The sequence below is a fragment of the Kitasatospora cystarginea genome (assembly GCF_039533515.1).
Lineage (GTDB): Bacteria > Actinomycetota > Actinomycetes > Streptomycetales > Streptomycetaceae > Kitasatospora > Kitasatospora cystarginea.
Genome location: NZ_BAAATR010000014.1, coordinates 37047 through 52459, shown reverse-complemented (window position 1 = coordinate 52459; position 15413 = coordinate 37047). Strand labels below are relative to the sequence as shown.

General features: G+C 71.0%; 14 protein-coding genes. 10 read left to right on the top strand and 4 right to left on the bottom strand.

From position 1 onward, the window contains the following. Nucleotides 1-63 precede the first annotated feature (63 nt). Nucleotides 64-309, top strand: a complete 246-nt coding sequence (locus tag ABD369_RS17395) for a hypothetical protein (RefSeq protein WP_344637449.1) — start codon at nucleotides 64-66, stop codon at nucleotides 307-309. A 5-nt stretch (nucleotides 310-314) separates the two neighbouring features. Next, nucleotides 315-641 (top strand): hypothetical protein, encoded by a 327-nt coding sequence (locus ABD369_RS17390; RefSeq protein ID WP_344637328.1) that lies wholly within the window; start codon nucleotides 315-317, stop codon nucleotides 639-641. Between the two features lie 13 nt (nucleotides 642-654). On the opposite strand, the gene ABD369_RS17385 is transcribed toward ABD369_RS17390, so the two are convergent. Together ABD369_RS17385 and ABD369_RS17380 are read right to left on the bottom strand one after the other, a co-directional pair. Beyond that, nucleotides 655-1980, bottom strand: a complete 1326-nt coding sequence (locus ABD369_RS17385) for a hypothetical protein (RefSeq protein WP_344637327.1) — start codon at nucleotides 1978-1980, stop codon at nucleotides 655-657. 43 nt (nucleotides 1981-2023) lie between these two features. Continuing rightward, the gene (locus ABD369_RS17380) at nucleotides 2024-2524 is read right to left on the bottom strand and encodes a hypothetical protein (RefSeq protein WP_344637326.1); all 501 of its coding nucleotides are present in this window, start codon (nucleotides 2522-2524) and stop codon (nucleotides 2024-2026) included. A gap of 586 nt (nucleotides 2525-3110) precedes the next feature. Here ABD369_RS17380 and ABD369_RS17375 point away from each other — a divergent pair. From ABD369_RS17375 to ABD369_RS17350, 6 genes are all read left to right on the top strand, one after another. After that, nucleotides 3111-4295, top strand: a complete 1185-nt coding sequence (locus ABD369_RS17375) for a M23 family metallopeptidase (protein WP_344637325.1) — start codon at nucleotides 3111-3113, stop codon at nucleotides 4293-4295. 101 nt (nucleotides 4296-4396) lie between these two features. Beyond that, nucleotides 4397-5185, top strand: coding sequence for a VOC family protein (locus tag ABD369_RS17370; protein ID WP_344637324.1), 789 nt, complete (start codon nucleotides 4397-4399; stop codon nucleotides 5183-5185). Nucleotides 5186-5298: 113 nt separating this feature from the next. Then, nucleotides 5299-6063 (top strand): HAD family hydrolase, encoded by a 765-nt coding sequence (locus tag ABD369_RS17365; RefSeq protein ID WP_344637323.1) that lies wholly within the window; start codon nucleotides 5299-5301, stop codon nucleotides 6061-6063. A gap of 2 nt (nucleotides 6064-6065) precedes the next feature. Continuing rightward, nucleotides 6066-8462 carry a glycoside hydrolase family 65 protein gene (locus ABD369_RS17360; protein ID WP_344637322.1) on the top strand — a complete coding sequence of 799 codons (2397 nt, stop codon included), beginning with the start codon at nucleotides 6066-6068 and terminating at the stop codon, nucleotides 8460-8462. A 372-nt stretch (nucleotides 8463-8834) separates the two neighbouring features. Continuing rightward, on the top strand, nucleotides 8835-10070 hold the full coding sequence (locus ABD369_RS17355; RefSeq protein WP_344637444.1) for a S53 family peptidase: 1236 nt from the start codon (nucleotides 8835-8837) through the stop codon (nucleotides 10068-10070). Between the two features lie 195 nt (nucleotides 10071-10265). Continuing rightward, entirely contained in the window at nucleotides 10266-11999 is a 1734-nt protein-coding gene (locus tag ABD369_RS17350) for a pyruvate dehydrogenase (RefSeq protein WP_344637321.1), read from the top strand. A gap of 284 nt (nucleotides 12000-12283) precedes the next feature. Here the strand turns inward: ABD369_RS17350 and ABD369_RS17345 are convergent, their stop codons facing one another. Beyond that, on the bottom strand, nucleotides 12284-13060 hold the full coding sequence (locus tag ABD369_RS17345; protein WP_344637320.1) for a helix-turn-helix transcriptional regulator: 777 nt from the start codon (nucleotides 13058-13060) through the stop codon (nucleotides 12284-12286). Between the two features lie 111 nt (nucleotides 13061-13171). Between ABD369_RS17345 and ABD369_RS17340 the strand changes: the two genes are divergently transcribed. Further along, nucleotides 13172-13756 carry a helix-turn-helix domain-containing protein gene (locus ABD369_RS17340; RefSeq protein ID WP_344637319.1) on the top strand — a complete coding sequence of 195 codons (585 nt, stop codon included), beginning with the start codon at nucleotides 13172-13174 and terminating at the stop codon, nucleotides 13754-13756. 52 nt (nucleotides 13757-13808) lie between these two features. Further along, entirely contained in the window at nucleotides 13809-13940 is a 132-nt protein-coding gene (locus tag ABD369_RS17335) for a DUF6126 family protein (RefSeq protein ID WP_344637318.1), read from the top strand. 17 nt (nucleotides 13941-13957) lie between these two features. Here the strand turns inward: ABD369_RS17335 and pdxR are convergent, their stop codons facing one another. Continuing rightward, entirely contained in the window at nucleotides 13958-15403 is a 1446-nt protein-coding gene (gene pdxR, locus ABD369_RS17330) for a MocR-like pyridoxine biosynthesis transcription factor PdxR (protein WP_344637317.1), read from the bottom strand. Nucleotides 15404-15413: the final 10 nt, after the last annotated feature.

Here is a 15413-nt window from a genome sequence, read left to right as displayed (position 1 = left end):
CGGCCCGCTCACCTGGCCCCGAGCGGGCCGCTCGACGTTCGAAGCCGTCCGACCCGGCTCGAATTGGACCTTCGCGACGACATCCGCGAAGCCTTCCTCAAGCTGCCCTGCTGCGTTATCACCTACCGACGCGTGCCGCGAACCCAGGGCACCAACCCCACTCCTGGCTCATGGGCTGCCGTCGCCCGCACCGCCGGTACGAGCGCAAAGCTGAACACCTTCCCCTTCGTCGGCATCGCCAGCGCTCTGATCTGCTACCGACATGCCCACAACCCGGATGACATGCAGGTAACGGTGGCACGACAATGAGCGCCATGCCTGCAACTGATGAGCCCGAAGCCGTGGTGTGCCGCTTGTGGCAGGAATCCAGGAGCGAGTCCTGGCCCTCACGGCTGAACGAGGCCGAGCCGGCAGGTGTCGATCTTGCAGCGCTCGACGTCAGGCTCTCGGGCTGCATACACACCTGGTTGCACAACCGTGGTTCCTTCGACGTACGGCATCTGCACACCACCAGAGTGCTCCTCCGCGAGCTCGAGCAGGTTCTCCCCGAGCTCACCGAGGAGGACAACCCACGTATCTGGCAGCGATATCACCAGATGGCGCAACTCATCTCAGACAAGAGCTCGCACTCCGCCAACTGAGACAGTCTCGTAGTTACATCCAGCACTGGGCCTCGGGCTGGAAGAATGGCCATGGCCTGGTGCCGTCAGGCCCGGCATCCAGAACGTGAGCGACGCCTTTCGCCCAGATGTCCAGGTTTGTCAACTCGATTAGCAGCGGATGGAAATTCATGATGCCCATTCCGGCGAGCCTGTTCCCTCGCGCGACGCGCAGTACAGTGCCGCCGTTGTTCTTTAGCTCGCCGACTGCCAGTTCCGACCAGACACCCGCGTCGCGGAGCGCGTCTTGGACGATGGGGAGGCTGAGGGTGGTGTTGAACACCGTGTAGTTGGCAATGAGCAGGGCGCAGTCAGAGGCGGGTAGCGGGAAGATGGCCCAGGGCGGGATGAACGGGTCGTGGCCGGCGATGTCTGCGCTTGACTTGCGGATGAAGGCATCGCCCCTGACTTGGGCCCGCCGGGCTGCCTCCCGTTTCCGATTGTTGGTAACAGAGGCGAATGTCTCTTCGTCCCAATGCCGAGAGATCGCAGGCAAGTTGTAGACCTCGACGGCGCGCCCGCCCGGCACGGCTATCGTCTGGGCGCCGCGGTTGCGCGCCAGTTCAGCGCCGATGCGCAGCTTGTCCAGGTGGGTGGCATACGGGATAGGTACGGCGAGGAGACGCTGGTGCGGGTCGTCGCCCGGGAGTGCAGTGCCGCGCGTCACGGCATTGGCGGCCATGCGGATGCGTGCCACCTGCGCAGGATCCTTACGATCTGGATTCGTCTTGAGCTCGTAGAGCTCCAACATCTGCTGTTCCGGGTCGAGGACCGTGACGTCGGCTATCCGGAGGCAGTTCGTAAGGTCGTGCAGGAGGCCGAGGCGCTGATGGTCCTCCCACTGCCTCGTAACGAAGTGGATCTCGCCGTCAGTTCCGGTCTTCGTCGGGTCCATCGGCCCAGGTGGCAGATGCCGGGCCAGCGCCACAAGCAGATCGCGGCGGTAGTCCAGAACCCTCCATGCGAGGGCGTCGCCAATGGAGCGGAGCTGGTGGGTCAGTCTCGTGTAGACGGTTGCCTGAAACTGCCATGAGGCGCTATCCGTGGGGTTGCCGCCGGCCACCTCGAGCGGAGGTGCAGCCGCTGTCGGTAGCTTTTTCTGCCTTACGCGCTTGGCGCTTCGTGCGCTTTCGGCCCGCCATCCCTCGTGTTGCTGCCGGTGGCTAAGAAGCTTCATCTGCAAGGCGAAGTAGTCCGCGTCGTCCCGGCAGGCCCGAAGGTCGGTAATCAGCTCGGCGAGCACCGGCAGAAGGCGTCGCTGGGCGGGATGGTCTATCGCAAGTCCCATTTCCCGGCCGGTCATGGTGTAGAGAGTTCGCATCTGCCCATGATGTCCGTCTGCGCCTCTCAGTCACCAGCCACTTTCACCGGAAGAACGGTGCCCCATGAGGTGGCGTCGCTCGGGGCGCGGGATCGAGCCATGTGGTGCGGTGTTCGTGATCCTCGGGTGGCAGCCCGGTCTGTAGACCGTTCTCGTCGCACGCGTTGTGGACCCACAGCCCGGTATCGCCCAGAGCGAGGGCGAGGCCGGTGAGGACCCAGGCCGACGAGACCTGGCCATTGGACAGGTCGGTCAGACGGAAGTCGTACTCGGTGAGCCCCACTGCGGTCACCGTCCGCCCGACGGCGTCCTGCAGAGCCGGATGTACGTCACTGCGCCACTGTAGGGTCCAGTCGTTCCACCAGGTCGGCCCCGTGGTGGTGTCGATCGGGTCGTCCCAAGTGATGGACAGATCTTCCAGCCGGTTCACGCACACCGTGACGCGCTGACTGCCGATCTCCAGGATCACGGGCAGGTCGGCGAACCACTCGTTCTCCTCAACGATCCACACGCCCCAGGCCCTGGCGACCGTCCGGCCGACCAACTCCTGGAGCTGCGCGCCTTCACGCTCGGCAACATCAGCCGGGCTGCTGTACCACCGCGGCTGCCATCCCTCGATACCCCATGTCGACTCCACGGTGCACAGCCCACACCCTGGCCGACCGGCGACGCCACCCAATTCGCCGCGGCTTCCGGCTGGCACCTTGCCGGGCCATTGCGGCCGTAGAGGGCCGAGGGCTGGCCGTTGACTGGCCAGATGCGTGAGCGATGCGTGAGCGGACCGTGCGTCAGCATCGGCTCGGAGCTGGACGCGGAACCCTTATGCAGCACGCCAGCCAGCAGAAATAACACCAAGTAACCGATCTCAGCCGGTCGGATCACGATCCGGCTTGATCTTTTAATCCGTAGGTTCAGGGTTCGAGCCCCTGGCGGCCCACCATTTCGAGGGCCGGGTCGGAGAGCGTTCGACCCGGCTGCTCCATTTCCCGGGCGCGCGATCGCCGTGAGGCTCCCGGATCGCCCTGAGGCTCCGCTCTCTCCGCAGTCGGCGGTGCGGCGTGGACCCGGGGCCTCGGCCCCCGATCTGACAGGGCGACAGGCCGGCGGTGCCCGTCCGGTAGGTTGCCCGGATGCCGTCCGTTGCGTACGAGAGTGATCGCCGTGCCGAGATCGAGGCGCTCCGGGAGTTCCTGCGGGCCTCTTCCGAGCGGTGGGCGGAGTTGGCGCCGCGGCTGGTGGAGCAGGTGGGTGCCGATCGGCTGGAGCGGATCGTGGCGGCCACCCGGGAGCGGCTGGGCGGCTTCCACGAGGTGTCCGACAGCCCGGAGGGGCTGGTGGTCGAGGGGCCGGGCGGCCGGGTCCTCGCGTGGGTGCACGTCGGCCGGGACGGTCTGATCACCGGTCTGCTGATCTCCCCGGTGCAGCAGCGGCGCAGGAGGCTTCCGCTGGCGGTGGGCCGCAGTGGCGGCCGGGTCGCCTGCTTCCTGCTGGCCGGCTTCCTGGTCTTCTGGTGCTGGACCGCGCCGGACGTCCTCGGCTGGACCGGCGCGGTGTTCGCGCTCGCCTGCGGGGGCGTCCTGATCGAGGGCTTCGGCAACGCGGCGATGGAGCCGTGGTGGGTCCGCCGGCCGGTCCAGGCCGGCGCCCTGGTGGCGCTGGGCTCGGCCTGTCGGCTGCCCGGACTGCCCCTGGGCGGCCACTGGCTGCAGCTCGCGTCCGCCGCGGTGCCGCTCGCGGTGAGCGGGGTCGCGCTGGTCAGGTCCCGCCGGCACAGCTGGGGGACGGGTCCGGCGGTGCCGCTGGCCCGGTTCCCGCTGCGCGGCAGCTGGTACGTCGGCCAGGGCGGGGGTCGGGGGCTGAACCACCACGTCGACGTGGACGAGCAGCGCGGCGCCGTCGACCTGGTCCGGCTGGGCCGAAGCGGCACCTACCGGGGCGACTCCCGGCTGCTCACCTCCTACCACGCCTACGGGGCAGAGGTGTTCGCCCCGTGCGACGGGCTGGTCGTCGCGGCGGTCGACGGGCTGCCGGACCAGGTCCCCGGTGTCATCCGGTACGGGCCGCTGTACGGCAACCACGTCTTCATCGACACCGGTACGGAGACCGTCAAGCTCGCCCATCTGCGTCCCGGCACCGTACGGGTGGCCGTCGGCGAGCAGGTCAGGGCGGGGCAGCCGCTCGGGCAGGTCGGGAACTCCGGCAACAGCAGTGAGCCCCATCTGCACCTCCATGCCGAGCGCCACGGGGAGGGTCTGGACCTCGTGTTCGCGGACGTCGGCCCGCGGCTCCACCGGGGGCGTACGGTCCGCGCCTGACCCCGTCTCCGCCGCGTCGCCGCGCGGAAGCGCCCCTCCGGTGGCAGGATCGGGCGGCTGCGGTCAGGGTGGGCGACGGGGGTCACCACGAGGGAGACGAGATGCCCGAAGTTACCGAGAAGTACGCGCCCGGTACCCCGTGTTGGGTGGACCTGATGGCGCCCGAGCAGCAGGCCGCGCTCGATCTGTACCGGGACCTGTTCGGCTGGCAGGGCGAGGCCGGCCCGGCGGAGTTCGGCGGCTACGCGATGTGCACGCTGAACGGGAAGCCGGTCTGCGGCATCGGCCCCGCGATGGCTCCCCCCGGGCAGCCGGCCCCGCCCACCGTCTGGACCACGTACCTCTCGACCGACGACGCGGACGCCACCCAGGCGGCCATCACCGCCAACGGCGGCAGTGTGATGGTGCCGGTGATGGACGTCGGCACGGTCGGCCGGATGCTGATCGCGAGCGACCCGACCGGCGCGGTGTTCGGTGTCTGGCAGCCGGTGGACTTCTTCGGCGCGCACGTGGTCAACGAGCCCGGTGCGCTCACCTGGAACGAGCTGCACACCGGGGACCTGGCCAAGGCGAAGACCTTCTACCGGGCGGTCTTCGGCGCCGAGATCGAGCCGATGGGCATGCCGGAGGCGGGCGACTACCACGTGATCAAGGTGGGTGACCGTCCGGTCGGCGGCGTCGCCAACCTGGCCAACGACCCGCCCGGCATGCCCGCGCACTGGCTGACCTACTTCTCGGTGGACGACGTGGACAGCACGGTGGACGCGCTGGTGAAGCGCGGCGGCGATGTGCTGGCCCCGCCGTTCGACATGGGGGCCGGGCGGATGACGGTGGTCTCCGACCCGCAGGGCGCCATCTTCGCGATGATCAAGCCGAAGCCGATGCAGTAGGACCGGTCGGTCCAAGGACCCCCTCGGCAAGCCGCCGGAGCCGCCCGTTCGCGACGCGCAGAGATGGCGCAAATGGGCGGCTTCGAGCGCCGCTTCGCGCCACACTGGCAAGCATGTTGGGACTTCCGGACCACATCCGAGCATTCCTCTTCGATCTCGACGGAGTGCTGACACAGACCGCGAAGGTGCACGCGGCGGCCTGGAAGGACATGTTTGACTCCTTCCTGCGGGCCGAGGCCGAGCGCACCGGCGAGGAGTTCGTCCCGTTCGACCCGGTCGAGGACTACGACGCCTACGTCGACGGCCGGCCCAGGCTGGACGGCACCCGGGAATTCCTCGCCTCCCGGGGCATCCGGCTGCCCGAGGGCACCCCGGCCGACCCGCCGGGCACCCGTACCGTCCAGGGGCTGAGCGCCGTCAAGAACCTCACCGTGCTGCGCATGATCCAGGAGCAGGGCGTGCAGCCGTACCCGGGCTCGGTGGACTACCTGCACCGGCTGCGGGTGCTCGGCCTGCCGCGCGCGGTGGTCTCCTCCAGCGCCAACTGCCGGGACGTCCTGCGGGCCGCGGGCATCGACGGGCTGTTCGACGTGGTGATCGACGGGGTGGTCGCCAAGCGCGAGAACCTGCCGGGCAAGCCCGCGCCCGACACCTACCTGGCCGCCGCCCGGGCCCTGAGGGTCCCGCCCGAGCACGCCGCCGTCTTCGAGGACGCCCTCGCAGGGGTGGCCTCCGGGCGGGCCGGCGGCTTCGGCGCGGTGGTCGGCGTGGACCGGGTCGGACAGGCCGACGCACTGCGCGAACACGGTGCGACCATCGTGGTCAAGGACCTCGCCGAACTGATCGGGCCCGACACGGGAACGGACGAGGGGAGTTAGCCATGGCCGCGACCAACGTCTTCACCATCGATCCCTGGGGGGTGGCCGAACACGGCCTGGACATCCCGGGACTCGCCCGCGCCGAGTCGGTGTTCGCGCTCTCCAACGGCCACGTCGGCCTGCGCGCCAACCTGGACGAGGGCGAACCGCACGGCCTGCCCGGCACCTACCTCAACGGCGTGTACGAGCTGCGGCCGCTGCCGTACGCCGAGGGCGGCTACGGCTTCCCGGAGTCCGGGCAGAGCGTCATCAACGTCACCAACGGGAAGATCATCCGGCTGCTGGTCGACGACGAGCCCTTCGACCTCCGCTACGGCAAACTCCTGAGTCACCAGCGGCAGTTGGACTTCCGCGAGGGGGTCCTGCGGCGCGAGGCCGAGTGGACCTCACCCGCCGGGCGGACGGTGCGGGTCACCTCCAGCCGGCTGGTCTCGCTGACCCAGCGGGCGATCGCCGCGATCGACTACCAGGTCACCGCGGTGGACGGCCCGGTGCGGATCGTGCTCCAGTCCGAGCTGGTGGCCAACGAGCAGCTGCCGGAGAGCACGGGCGACCCCCGCGCCGCCGCCGCCCTGGAGGCGCCGCTGCTCAGTGAGGCGGCGCACGCCGACGGGACGAAGGCCGTCCTGGTGCACCGGACCCGCTTCAGCGGCCTGCGGGTGGCGGCCGGGATGGACCACCTGGTCGAGGGGCCCGAGCACTTCGACGCCACCGCCGAGTACACCGAGAACCAGGGCCGGTTCAGCGTCACCACCGTGCTCAAGGCGGGCGAGCGGCTGCGGCTGGTCAAGTTCATCGCGTACGGCTGGTCGGCGACCCGCTCGCTGCCCGCCGTCCGCGACCAGGTGGAGGCCGCGCTGACCGCCGCCCGGTTCACCGGCTGGGACGGGCTGTTCGCCGAACAGCAGCAGTTCCTCAAGAAGTTCTGGGACACCAGCGACATCCAGCTGGACGGCGACGTGGAGCTGCAGCAGGCCGTCCGCTTCGCGCTCTTCCACGTGCTGCAGGCGGGCGCGCGGAGCGAGGAACGGGCCATCCCCGCCAAGGGGCTGACCGGCCCGGGTTACGACGGGCACAGCTTCTGGGACACCGAGACCTTCGTGCTGCCGGTGCTCACCTACGCCATGCCCTCGGCGGTCAAACAGGTGCTCACCTGGCGGCACGCCACCCTGCCGCTGGCCCGCGAACGCGCCGCCCAACTCGGCCTGGCCGGCGCGCTGTTCCCCTGGCGGACGATCCACGGCGAGGAGTGCTCGGGCTACTGGCCGGCCGGCACCGCGGCCTTCCACATCGGTGCGGACATCGCCGTCGCCGTCGCCCGCTACTGCCGCGCCACCGGAGACACCGAGTTCGAGAAGACCCTGGGCCTCGAACTGCTGGTGGAGACCGCCCGGATGTGGCGCTCGCTCGGCCACCACGACTCCGAGGGCCGGTTCCGGATCGAGGGCGTCACCGGACCCGACGAGTACAGCGCGATCGCGGACAACAACGTCTTCACCAACCTGATGGCGCAGACCAACCTGCGGGTCGCCGCCGAGACCGCCACCCGCCACATGCACGAGGCGTCCGCCCTGGGCGTGGACACCGAGGAGGCCGCGACCTGGCGGGACGCCGCCGCGGCGATGTACATCCCGTACGACGAGAAGATCGGCATCCACCCGCAGGCCGACGGCTTCACCGACCACCAGTTCTGGGACTTCGAGAACACCCCGCCGGAGAAGTACCCGCTGCTGCTGCACTACCCGTACTTCGACCTGTACCGCAAGCAGGTGGTCAAGCAGGCCGACCTGGTGCTGGCCATGCAGGTGCGCGGCGATGCCTTCACCGAGGAGCAGAAGGCCCGCAACTTCGCCTACTACGAGCGGCTCACCGTCCGCGACTCCTCGCTCTCCGCCTGCACCCAGGCGGTCATCGCGGCCGAGGTCGGCCACCTGGACCTGGCGTACGACTACACCGCCGAGGCGGCCCTGATGGACCTGCACGACCTCGGCGGCAACACCAAGGACGGCCTGCACATGGCCTCCCTGGCCGGGGCGTGCATCGCCCTGGTGGCGGGGCTCGGCGGCCTGCGCGACCGCGACGAGGAACTCTCCTTCCGGCCCCGGCTGCCCGCCGGGCTGCGGCGGCTGGCCTTCGCCATGGTGGTCCGGGACCGGCTGCTGCACGTGGAGATCACCCATCAGCGCACCACCTACACACTGCGCCGGGGTGCGCCGATGACCCTGCTGCACGAGGGGGAGCAGTTGAAGCTGGAGCACAGCAGGCCGGTCAGCCGGCCGACCACCGTGCCGGTGACCCCGTCGGAGCTGTGCATCCAGCCGCCGGGGCGCGAGCCGGCCAGGCGGCAGGCGCAGGCGGGTCTGCCGATCGGCGTGGTGGAGCACCTGCCGGCCGAGTGACACCCCGTCGCCGCCCGGAGCCCGCCGCTCGGCGGGCTCCGGTGACGGCCGCCGCCGGGGCGGCCGAGTGCCCTTGGCGCAATGCCCGGGAGCTGTGAGTTCCCGTGGCTTCCTGTGAGTTCGACCAGCCCTTTCCCCCCGAGGGGTAAAGGGCTGGTCGAATCTTGTACCGCCCGTTGTTTGACCTGCCCATGGCTGGCTAGCGTCGGCGCCGGTTTCCGGTGGTGAGCGACGGCCTGAACGGCCGTCACTTCCGCCTGCCCGGTTGCCGGAGCCACACCGATTCCGTGCGACCGTCCCCCACGCACAGCCCCCGGCCCTCGAAGGGCTACCAGCCCAGCCACAGGAGGCAGTTCGGTGCACACCCCCACCATGCCCGCATCCACCCGCCGGCTCGTCCTGGCGCTCGCCGGCACCGCGGCCCTCGCCGTGTCCGCGATCTCGACCGCCGCTCCCGCCGGCGCCACGTCAATCACCGCTCACAGCAAGGGCGGTGCGTCATGGGTGCGAGCCTGTGACACGCTCGCCAAGGGCGACACCATGGCCTGCAACGCGCTGCGCGTCACCAACACCATCCAGCGGGTCCACCCGATGGGCGTCACCCCGAACGCGACGCCGTCCGGCTACGGGCCGAGTGACCTGCTCAGTGCGTACAACCTGCCGGTGGGCGGCGGTGCGGGCCAGACCATCGCCATCGTGGACGCCTACGACGACCCCAATGCCGAGTCCGACATGGCGGTCTACCGCGCCCAGTACGGCCTGCCGGCCTGCACCACTGCCAACGGGTGCTTCAAGAAGGTCAACCAGACCGGCGGCACCAAGTACCCGTCCAAGAACTCGGGTTGGGCCGGTGAGATCTCGCTCGACCTCGACATGGTCTCCGCGATCGCCCCCAATGCGAAGATCATCCTGGTGGAGGCGAACACCGCCGGCATGACCAACCTCGGCACCTCGGTGAACACCGCGGTCAAGCTCGGCGCCAAGTTCGTCTCCAACAGCTACGGCGGTTCAGAGTCCTCCGCCGACACCTCGTACGACACCTCGTACTTCAACCACCCGGGTGTCGCCATCACCGTCAGCGCGGGCGACTCGGCGTACGGCGCCCAGTACCCGGCCTCCTCCAGGTACGTCACCTCGGTCGGCGGCACGGCGCTCAAGCGCAGTTCCGGGGCGCGCGGTTGGAGCGAGTCGGTGTGGTCCACCAGCAGCACCGAGGGCACCGGTTCCGGTTGCTCGGCCTATGACGCCAAGCCCACCTGGCAGAAGGACACCGGCTGCGGCAAGCGCACCGTCTCCGACGTCTCGGCGGTCGCCGACCCGGCCACCGGTGTGGCGGTCTACCAGACCTACGGCGGCAGCGGCTGGGCGGTCTACGGCGGCACCAGCGCCTCCTCCCCGATCATCGCGGGCGTCTACGCGCTGGCCGGGGCCCCGTCCACCGGCAGCTACCCCGCGTCCTTCCCGTACGCCCACACCTCGGCCCTGAACGACGTGACCACGGGCTCCAACGGCAGCTGCTCCCCGTCCTACCTCTGCACGGCCGGTACCGGCTACGACGGCCCGACCGGTCTCGGCACCCCGAACGGCCTCACCGCCTTCGCGGGCTGAGCGGACGAGGGGCGCGGGGAACGGCGGGAGCGACCCGGTCGCGCCGTCCCCCGCGCCCCTTCGGCGACCCGTCCGACTCTCCCGGGCGGGCCGTTCTCCCGGGCGACCCGTTCGCCGTACCCCCGGGTGCCCGGCGGACGCCCTGCCCGCAGGCTGGTGGCGTCCCGTGACCAGCCGGTGAGACGAGGTGGCCCGATGGGCAGCGTGGCCGAGCAGATGGTGGAGGTACTCCGGCAGGCCGGGGTGGAGCGGGTCTACGGTGTGGTCGGGGACAGCCTCAACCCCGTGGTGGACGCCATCCGCCGGGCTCCGGACGTGCACTGGGTGCATGTCCGCAACGAGGAGGCGGGGGCCTTCGCCGCCGCGGCCGAGGCGGAGCTGACCGGCCGGCTCGCGGTCTGCGCGGGCTCCTGCGGCCCCGGCAACACCCATCTGATCCAGGGCCTGTACGACGCCCAGCGCAGTGGCGTGCCCGTGCTGGCGCTGGCCTCGCACATCCCGTCCGGCCAGATCGGCACCGGGTTCTTCCAGGAGACCCACCCGGACCGGGTGTTCACCGACTGCAGCGGCTTCTGCGAGCTGGCCGGCGCCCCCGCCCAGTTCCCGCGCCTGATGAGGGTCGCCATCCAGCACGCGATCGGCGCCCGCGGGGTCTCGGTCCTGGCGTTCCCCGGCGACGTGGCCGCGCTGCCTGCCGCCGGGCCGACCGGGAGCGGCCACTTCCTCGACGAGCAGGCGGTGGCCGCCCCGCCGTGGTCGCAGGTGCAGGCGCTTGCCGCGGCGCTGAACTCGGCGGACCGGGTGACCCTGTTCTGCGGGGCCGGAGTCCGGGACGCCCACGCCGGGGTGATGGAGCTCGCGGGGAAGCTCAACTCGCCGATCGGGCACTCGCTGCGCGGCAAGGAGTGGATCCAGTACGACAACCCGTACGACGTCGGGATGAGCGGCCTGCTCGGCTACGGCGCCTGCCACGAGGCGCTGCACGAGGCCGATCTGGTCCTGCTCCTGGGCACCGACTTCCCGTACGACACCTTCCTGCCGCAGGGCCGCACCATCCAGGTCGACCACGACGCGACCCGGCTCGGCCGCCGCACCCCGCTCGAACTCGCCGTCCACGGCGATGTGTCGGCCACCCTGCGGGCCGTGATGCCGCTGCTGGAGCAGAAGCAGGACCGGCGCTTCCTCGACGGCCTGCTGGCCAAGCACTGCAAGGCACTTGAGGACGTGGTCGGCGCCTACACCAGGAACATCGAGAAACAGGTGCCGATCCATCCCGAGTACGTGGCCGCCGTGCTGGACGAACTCGCGACCGACGACGCGGTGTTCACGGTCGACACCGGGATGTGCAACGTCTGGGCGGCCCGCTATCTGACGCCCAACGGCCGCCGCCGGGTGATCGGTTCGTTCCTCCACGGCTCGATGGCCAATGCGCTGCCGCACGCGATCGGCGCCCAACTCGCCTTCCCGGGACGGCAGGTGGTCTCGATGTCCGGTGACGGCGGGCTCGGCATGCTGCTCGGCGAACTCCTCACCGTCGCCAAGCACCGGCTGCCGGTCAAGATCGTGGTGTTCAACAACGGCGCGCTCGGCATGATCAAGCTGGAGATGCTGGTCTCCGGCTACCCCGAGTGGGAGATCGACAACGGCGACGTGGACTACGCGGCCATCGCCCGCGCGATCGGCATCCAGGCGAAGCGGGTGACGGAACCGGCCAGGGTGCGGGAGGTGCTGGCCGAGGCGCTGGAGAGGCCCGGCCCGGTACTGGTGGACGTGGTCACCGACCCCAACGCGCTCTCCATCCCGCCGCGCATCACCGCCGCCCAGGTCAAGGGGTTCGCCCTGGCCGCGGGCCGGACCGTGCTGTCGGGCGGCGTCGGCAAGATGGTCGACCTGGCCCGCAGCAACCTGCGCAACGTCCCCCGCCCCTGAGGCGCAAGGCCCTGGGGCGCGGTGTCCTTGAAGCGCCCTGCCGTTGAGGTGCGATCGGGTGCCGCACCCGTCCCCGCACTCCCTGGACTCCCCTGCGGTCCAGGGAGTGCAGGCTCAGGTGCCGTCCCGCCGGATGCGTGGTCGGGGCGGGCCGCCGGCGGAGGTCACTCCCGCCCCCGAACCAAGATCCTGGCAACCGCGCCGCCTCGGTGCCATGGGACGAACTTCCTACTGCCGGCCCCGCGAGGGTGCTGTCCGCCGCCTTCGGGGCGTGTCGGCCGCTCTCAGCACACCAGGCCCATCCGGCGGGCGGCCAGCCCGGCGGAGACCTTGTTGTCGGTGTCGAGCTTGCGGTAGATCCGCTCCAGATGGCGTTTGACCGTGTGCGGGGAGATGGCCAGGCGGCGCGCGATGGCCGTGGCCGTGAGACCTTCGGCGAGCAGGCTCAGCACCGCCAGTTCACGCGGCGTCAGCCCGTGCTCGGCGGCCCGGTGCACCACGTCGTCGACCCCGGCCGCGCCGGCGGCGTCGCGGAGCTGCCGCAGCCTGCGCTGCTGGCGGTCCGCACCGATCAGCAGCGGCTGGATCCGCTCGGCCATGGCGAGCGGCCGCGGGCCGAAGTCGGTGCCGCGGCGGCTGAAGACGACGATCCGGGCGGTGTGGTGCGCCGCGGCCAGCGGAAGGCCCAACTGCTGGGTGGTGCCGAACGCCCGGTAGGCCTGGTCGTAGCAGGCCGAGCCCCGCCACCCGTCGCAGATCCCGGCCACCGTCACGGGACGGAACCCTCCGGTGGTGAGGTACCCGATCAGGGGGTGCTGCTGCCGCACCTGCAGTTCCACGTGCCTGCTGATCGCCGTGCCGATCCGCTTCGGCGCCCATCCCTCGGCCCGGGCCGTCCGGTCGGCCGGGTGCAGTTCCGTGATGCTCACGGTGCGGCTGGCGAAGACGTCGAGCAGGTGCTCCGCAAGCAGGTTCCACAGGCTCTCCGGCTCGTCGGTCTCCAGAACCGCCACGACCAGATCGAGTACCCGCCCGTACTCCAGGGTGTCCGACTTCGTCATGGCCCTCAGCATCGCCTTTGGGACGGTCCGTCGTCGATGCCGCACCCGGAGTGAGATTGCCAAGCAGGCAAATTTCTTGCCTAGGAGGCAGGCCGGGTGTGGACTGGGCACATGAGTGCGGACCAGGAGGTCGAGGGCCTCGGCGCCAGACTTCGGGAGCACCGGCTGAGCAGCCGGCACACGCTCGAAGCGGCGGCGGCCCGGGTGGGCCTCTCCCCAGCGTATCTGTCGCGCCTGGAGACCGGGCAGCGGCAGCCCTCGCTGCCGGTACTGCTCGGGTTGGCCCGGGCGTACGGCACGACGGTGGCCGGGCTGCTCGGTGAACTGCCGGGCGAGCCGGATCCGGTGATCAGGGGCGGCGCGATCGAGCCCGGCCGGGCCGGCGGCTGGGGTTACCGGCGGGCCGGTGCCCCGGGGCGGGCGATGCAGGCGCTGCGGGTCCACGTGCCGCCGGGGCTGCAGGACGCCGTCGTCCGGGTGCACCCCGGCGAGGAGTGGCTGTACGTCCTGCAGGGGCGGCTGAGGCTGACCCTCGGTGAGCAGATCCACCTGCTGGAGGTGGGCGACTGTGCGCACTTCGACTCGCTCACTCCGCACCGCATCGCGGCCGACTCCACCGACGGCGTCGAGCTGCTCTTCATGCACACCCTGCTGCAGAGCCCGGGTGGCGAACTCTGCCTGGGCGGGGGCCACTGAGGTCCCAGGATCCCGGGTTCACCCCACGTACGCCTCTGAAGGGAGGCCCATCATGGCCAGGCAACCCATCGACGCCCGTCGACTCCCGAACCGCGGAATCTGGGTGCGCATAGTCCTCTACACCGCAGCGGGCCACGTGTTCGCCGCATTCCTCTTCCTGCTCTTCGAACTCGGCAAGCGGTAGACCGGAACCGGTAGGGCTCAGGTCGCGTCGGCCCGCGGTGCGGACAGGCCGATCAGCGTGCACAGCGCGTCCAGCGCGGCGGAGAAGGCGTGCTCCGGCGGGGTGCCGTACCCGATCACCAGCGACGAGGGTGCGTCGGGTGCGGGCCCGGCGGCCTGGGTGCGGCACTCCGACATGGTCTGCAGCGCGAGGCCCAACCAGGCGGCCTGGTGCCGGAGTTCGCCCTCGCTGAGCGACCCCGGGGGCAGCTGCAGGACCGCGTGCAGTCCGGCCGCGATGCCGGTGACGTGGACGTCCGGGGCCCGTTCGGCGAGCGTGCCCACCAACTGGTCGCGGCGGCGCTGGTAGCGCAGCCGGCAGCGGCGGATGTGCCGGTCGAAGCCGCCCGAGGTGATCAGCTCGGCGAGGGTCAGCTGCTCCAGGGCGCCGGACTGGCCGTCGGCCAACTCCTTCTGCCGGACCACCGGTTCGACCAGTTCCCCGGGCAGTGCGAGCCAGCCGAGCCGCAGTCCGGGGGCGAGGCTCTTGCTGGCGGTGCCCGCGTACACCACCCGTTCCGGGTCCAGCGCCTGCATCGCGCCGACCGGCTGCCGGTCGTAGCGGAACTCGCCGTCGTAGTCGTCCTCGATGATGATCCCGCCGGTCTCCCGGGCCCAGGCGACGGCGGCGGACCGGCGCGCGGCCCTCAGCGATACGCCGGTCGGGAACTGGTGCGCCGAGGTGAGCACCACCGCGCCGGCGCCCGAGCCGGCCAGCAGGTCGGTGCGCGCGCCGCCCTCGTCCAGCGGAAGCGCCACGGTGTCGAGACCGGACGCCGTGATCACCTGCTGCTGCGGCGGCAGCCCGTACTCCTCCACCGCGACCGCCCGGACGCCGCGCTCGCGCAGCGCGCCGCACAGCAGACCGAGGCCCTGGGTGTAGCCGGCGCAGATCAGGATCCGCTCGGGGTCGGTACGCACCCCGCGGACCCGGGCCAGGTACTCGGCGAGGGCGCGGCGCAGCTCGATCCGCCCGCGCGGGTCGGAGTAGCCGAACACTTCGTTGGGTGCGGCGGTCAGCGCCCGCCGGGAGGCCGCCAGCCAGGCCGAGCGGGGGAACAGCGAGACGTCGGGGCGCCCCGGGAGCAGGTCGTAGCGGACCGCGGCGCGGCGCGGCCGTACCGTCGGCGCGCCGGCCTCGGACGGTGTGCCGCGCTCGGCCACCACGGTGCCCGAGCCCTGCCGGGAGGCCAGCCAGCCCTCGGCGGCGAGCTGGGCGTACGCCTCGGCGACGGTGTTCCTGGCGATGCCGAGGTCGGTGGCCAGGGCCCTGGAGGACGGCAGCCGGGTGCCGGGGTGCAGGCGGCCGTCGCGGACCGCGGCGCGCAGCGCGTCCTCCAGGGCCGCGCGCAGGCCGAGTCCGCGCGCTCGCCCGGAGGTCAGGTCGATAAGCAGGTCGCCGCCGAAAGTGGCCCAGGATTCCATGCGCCAAATG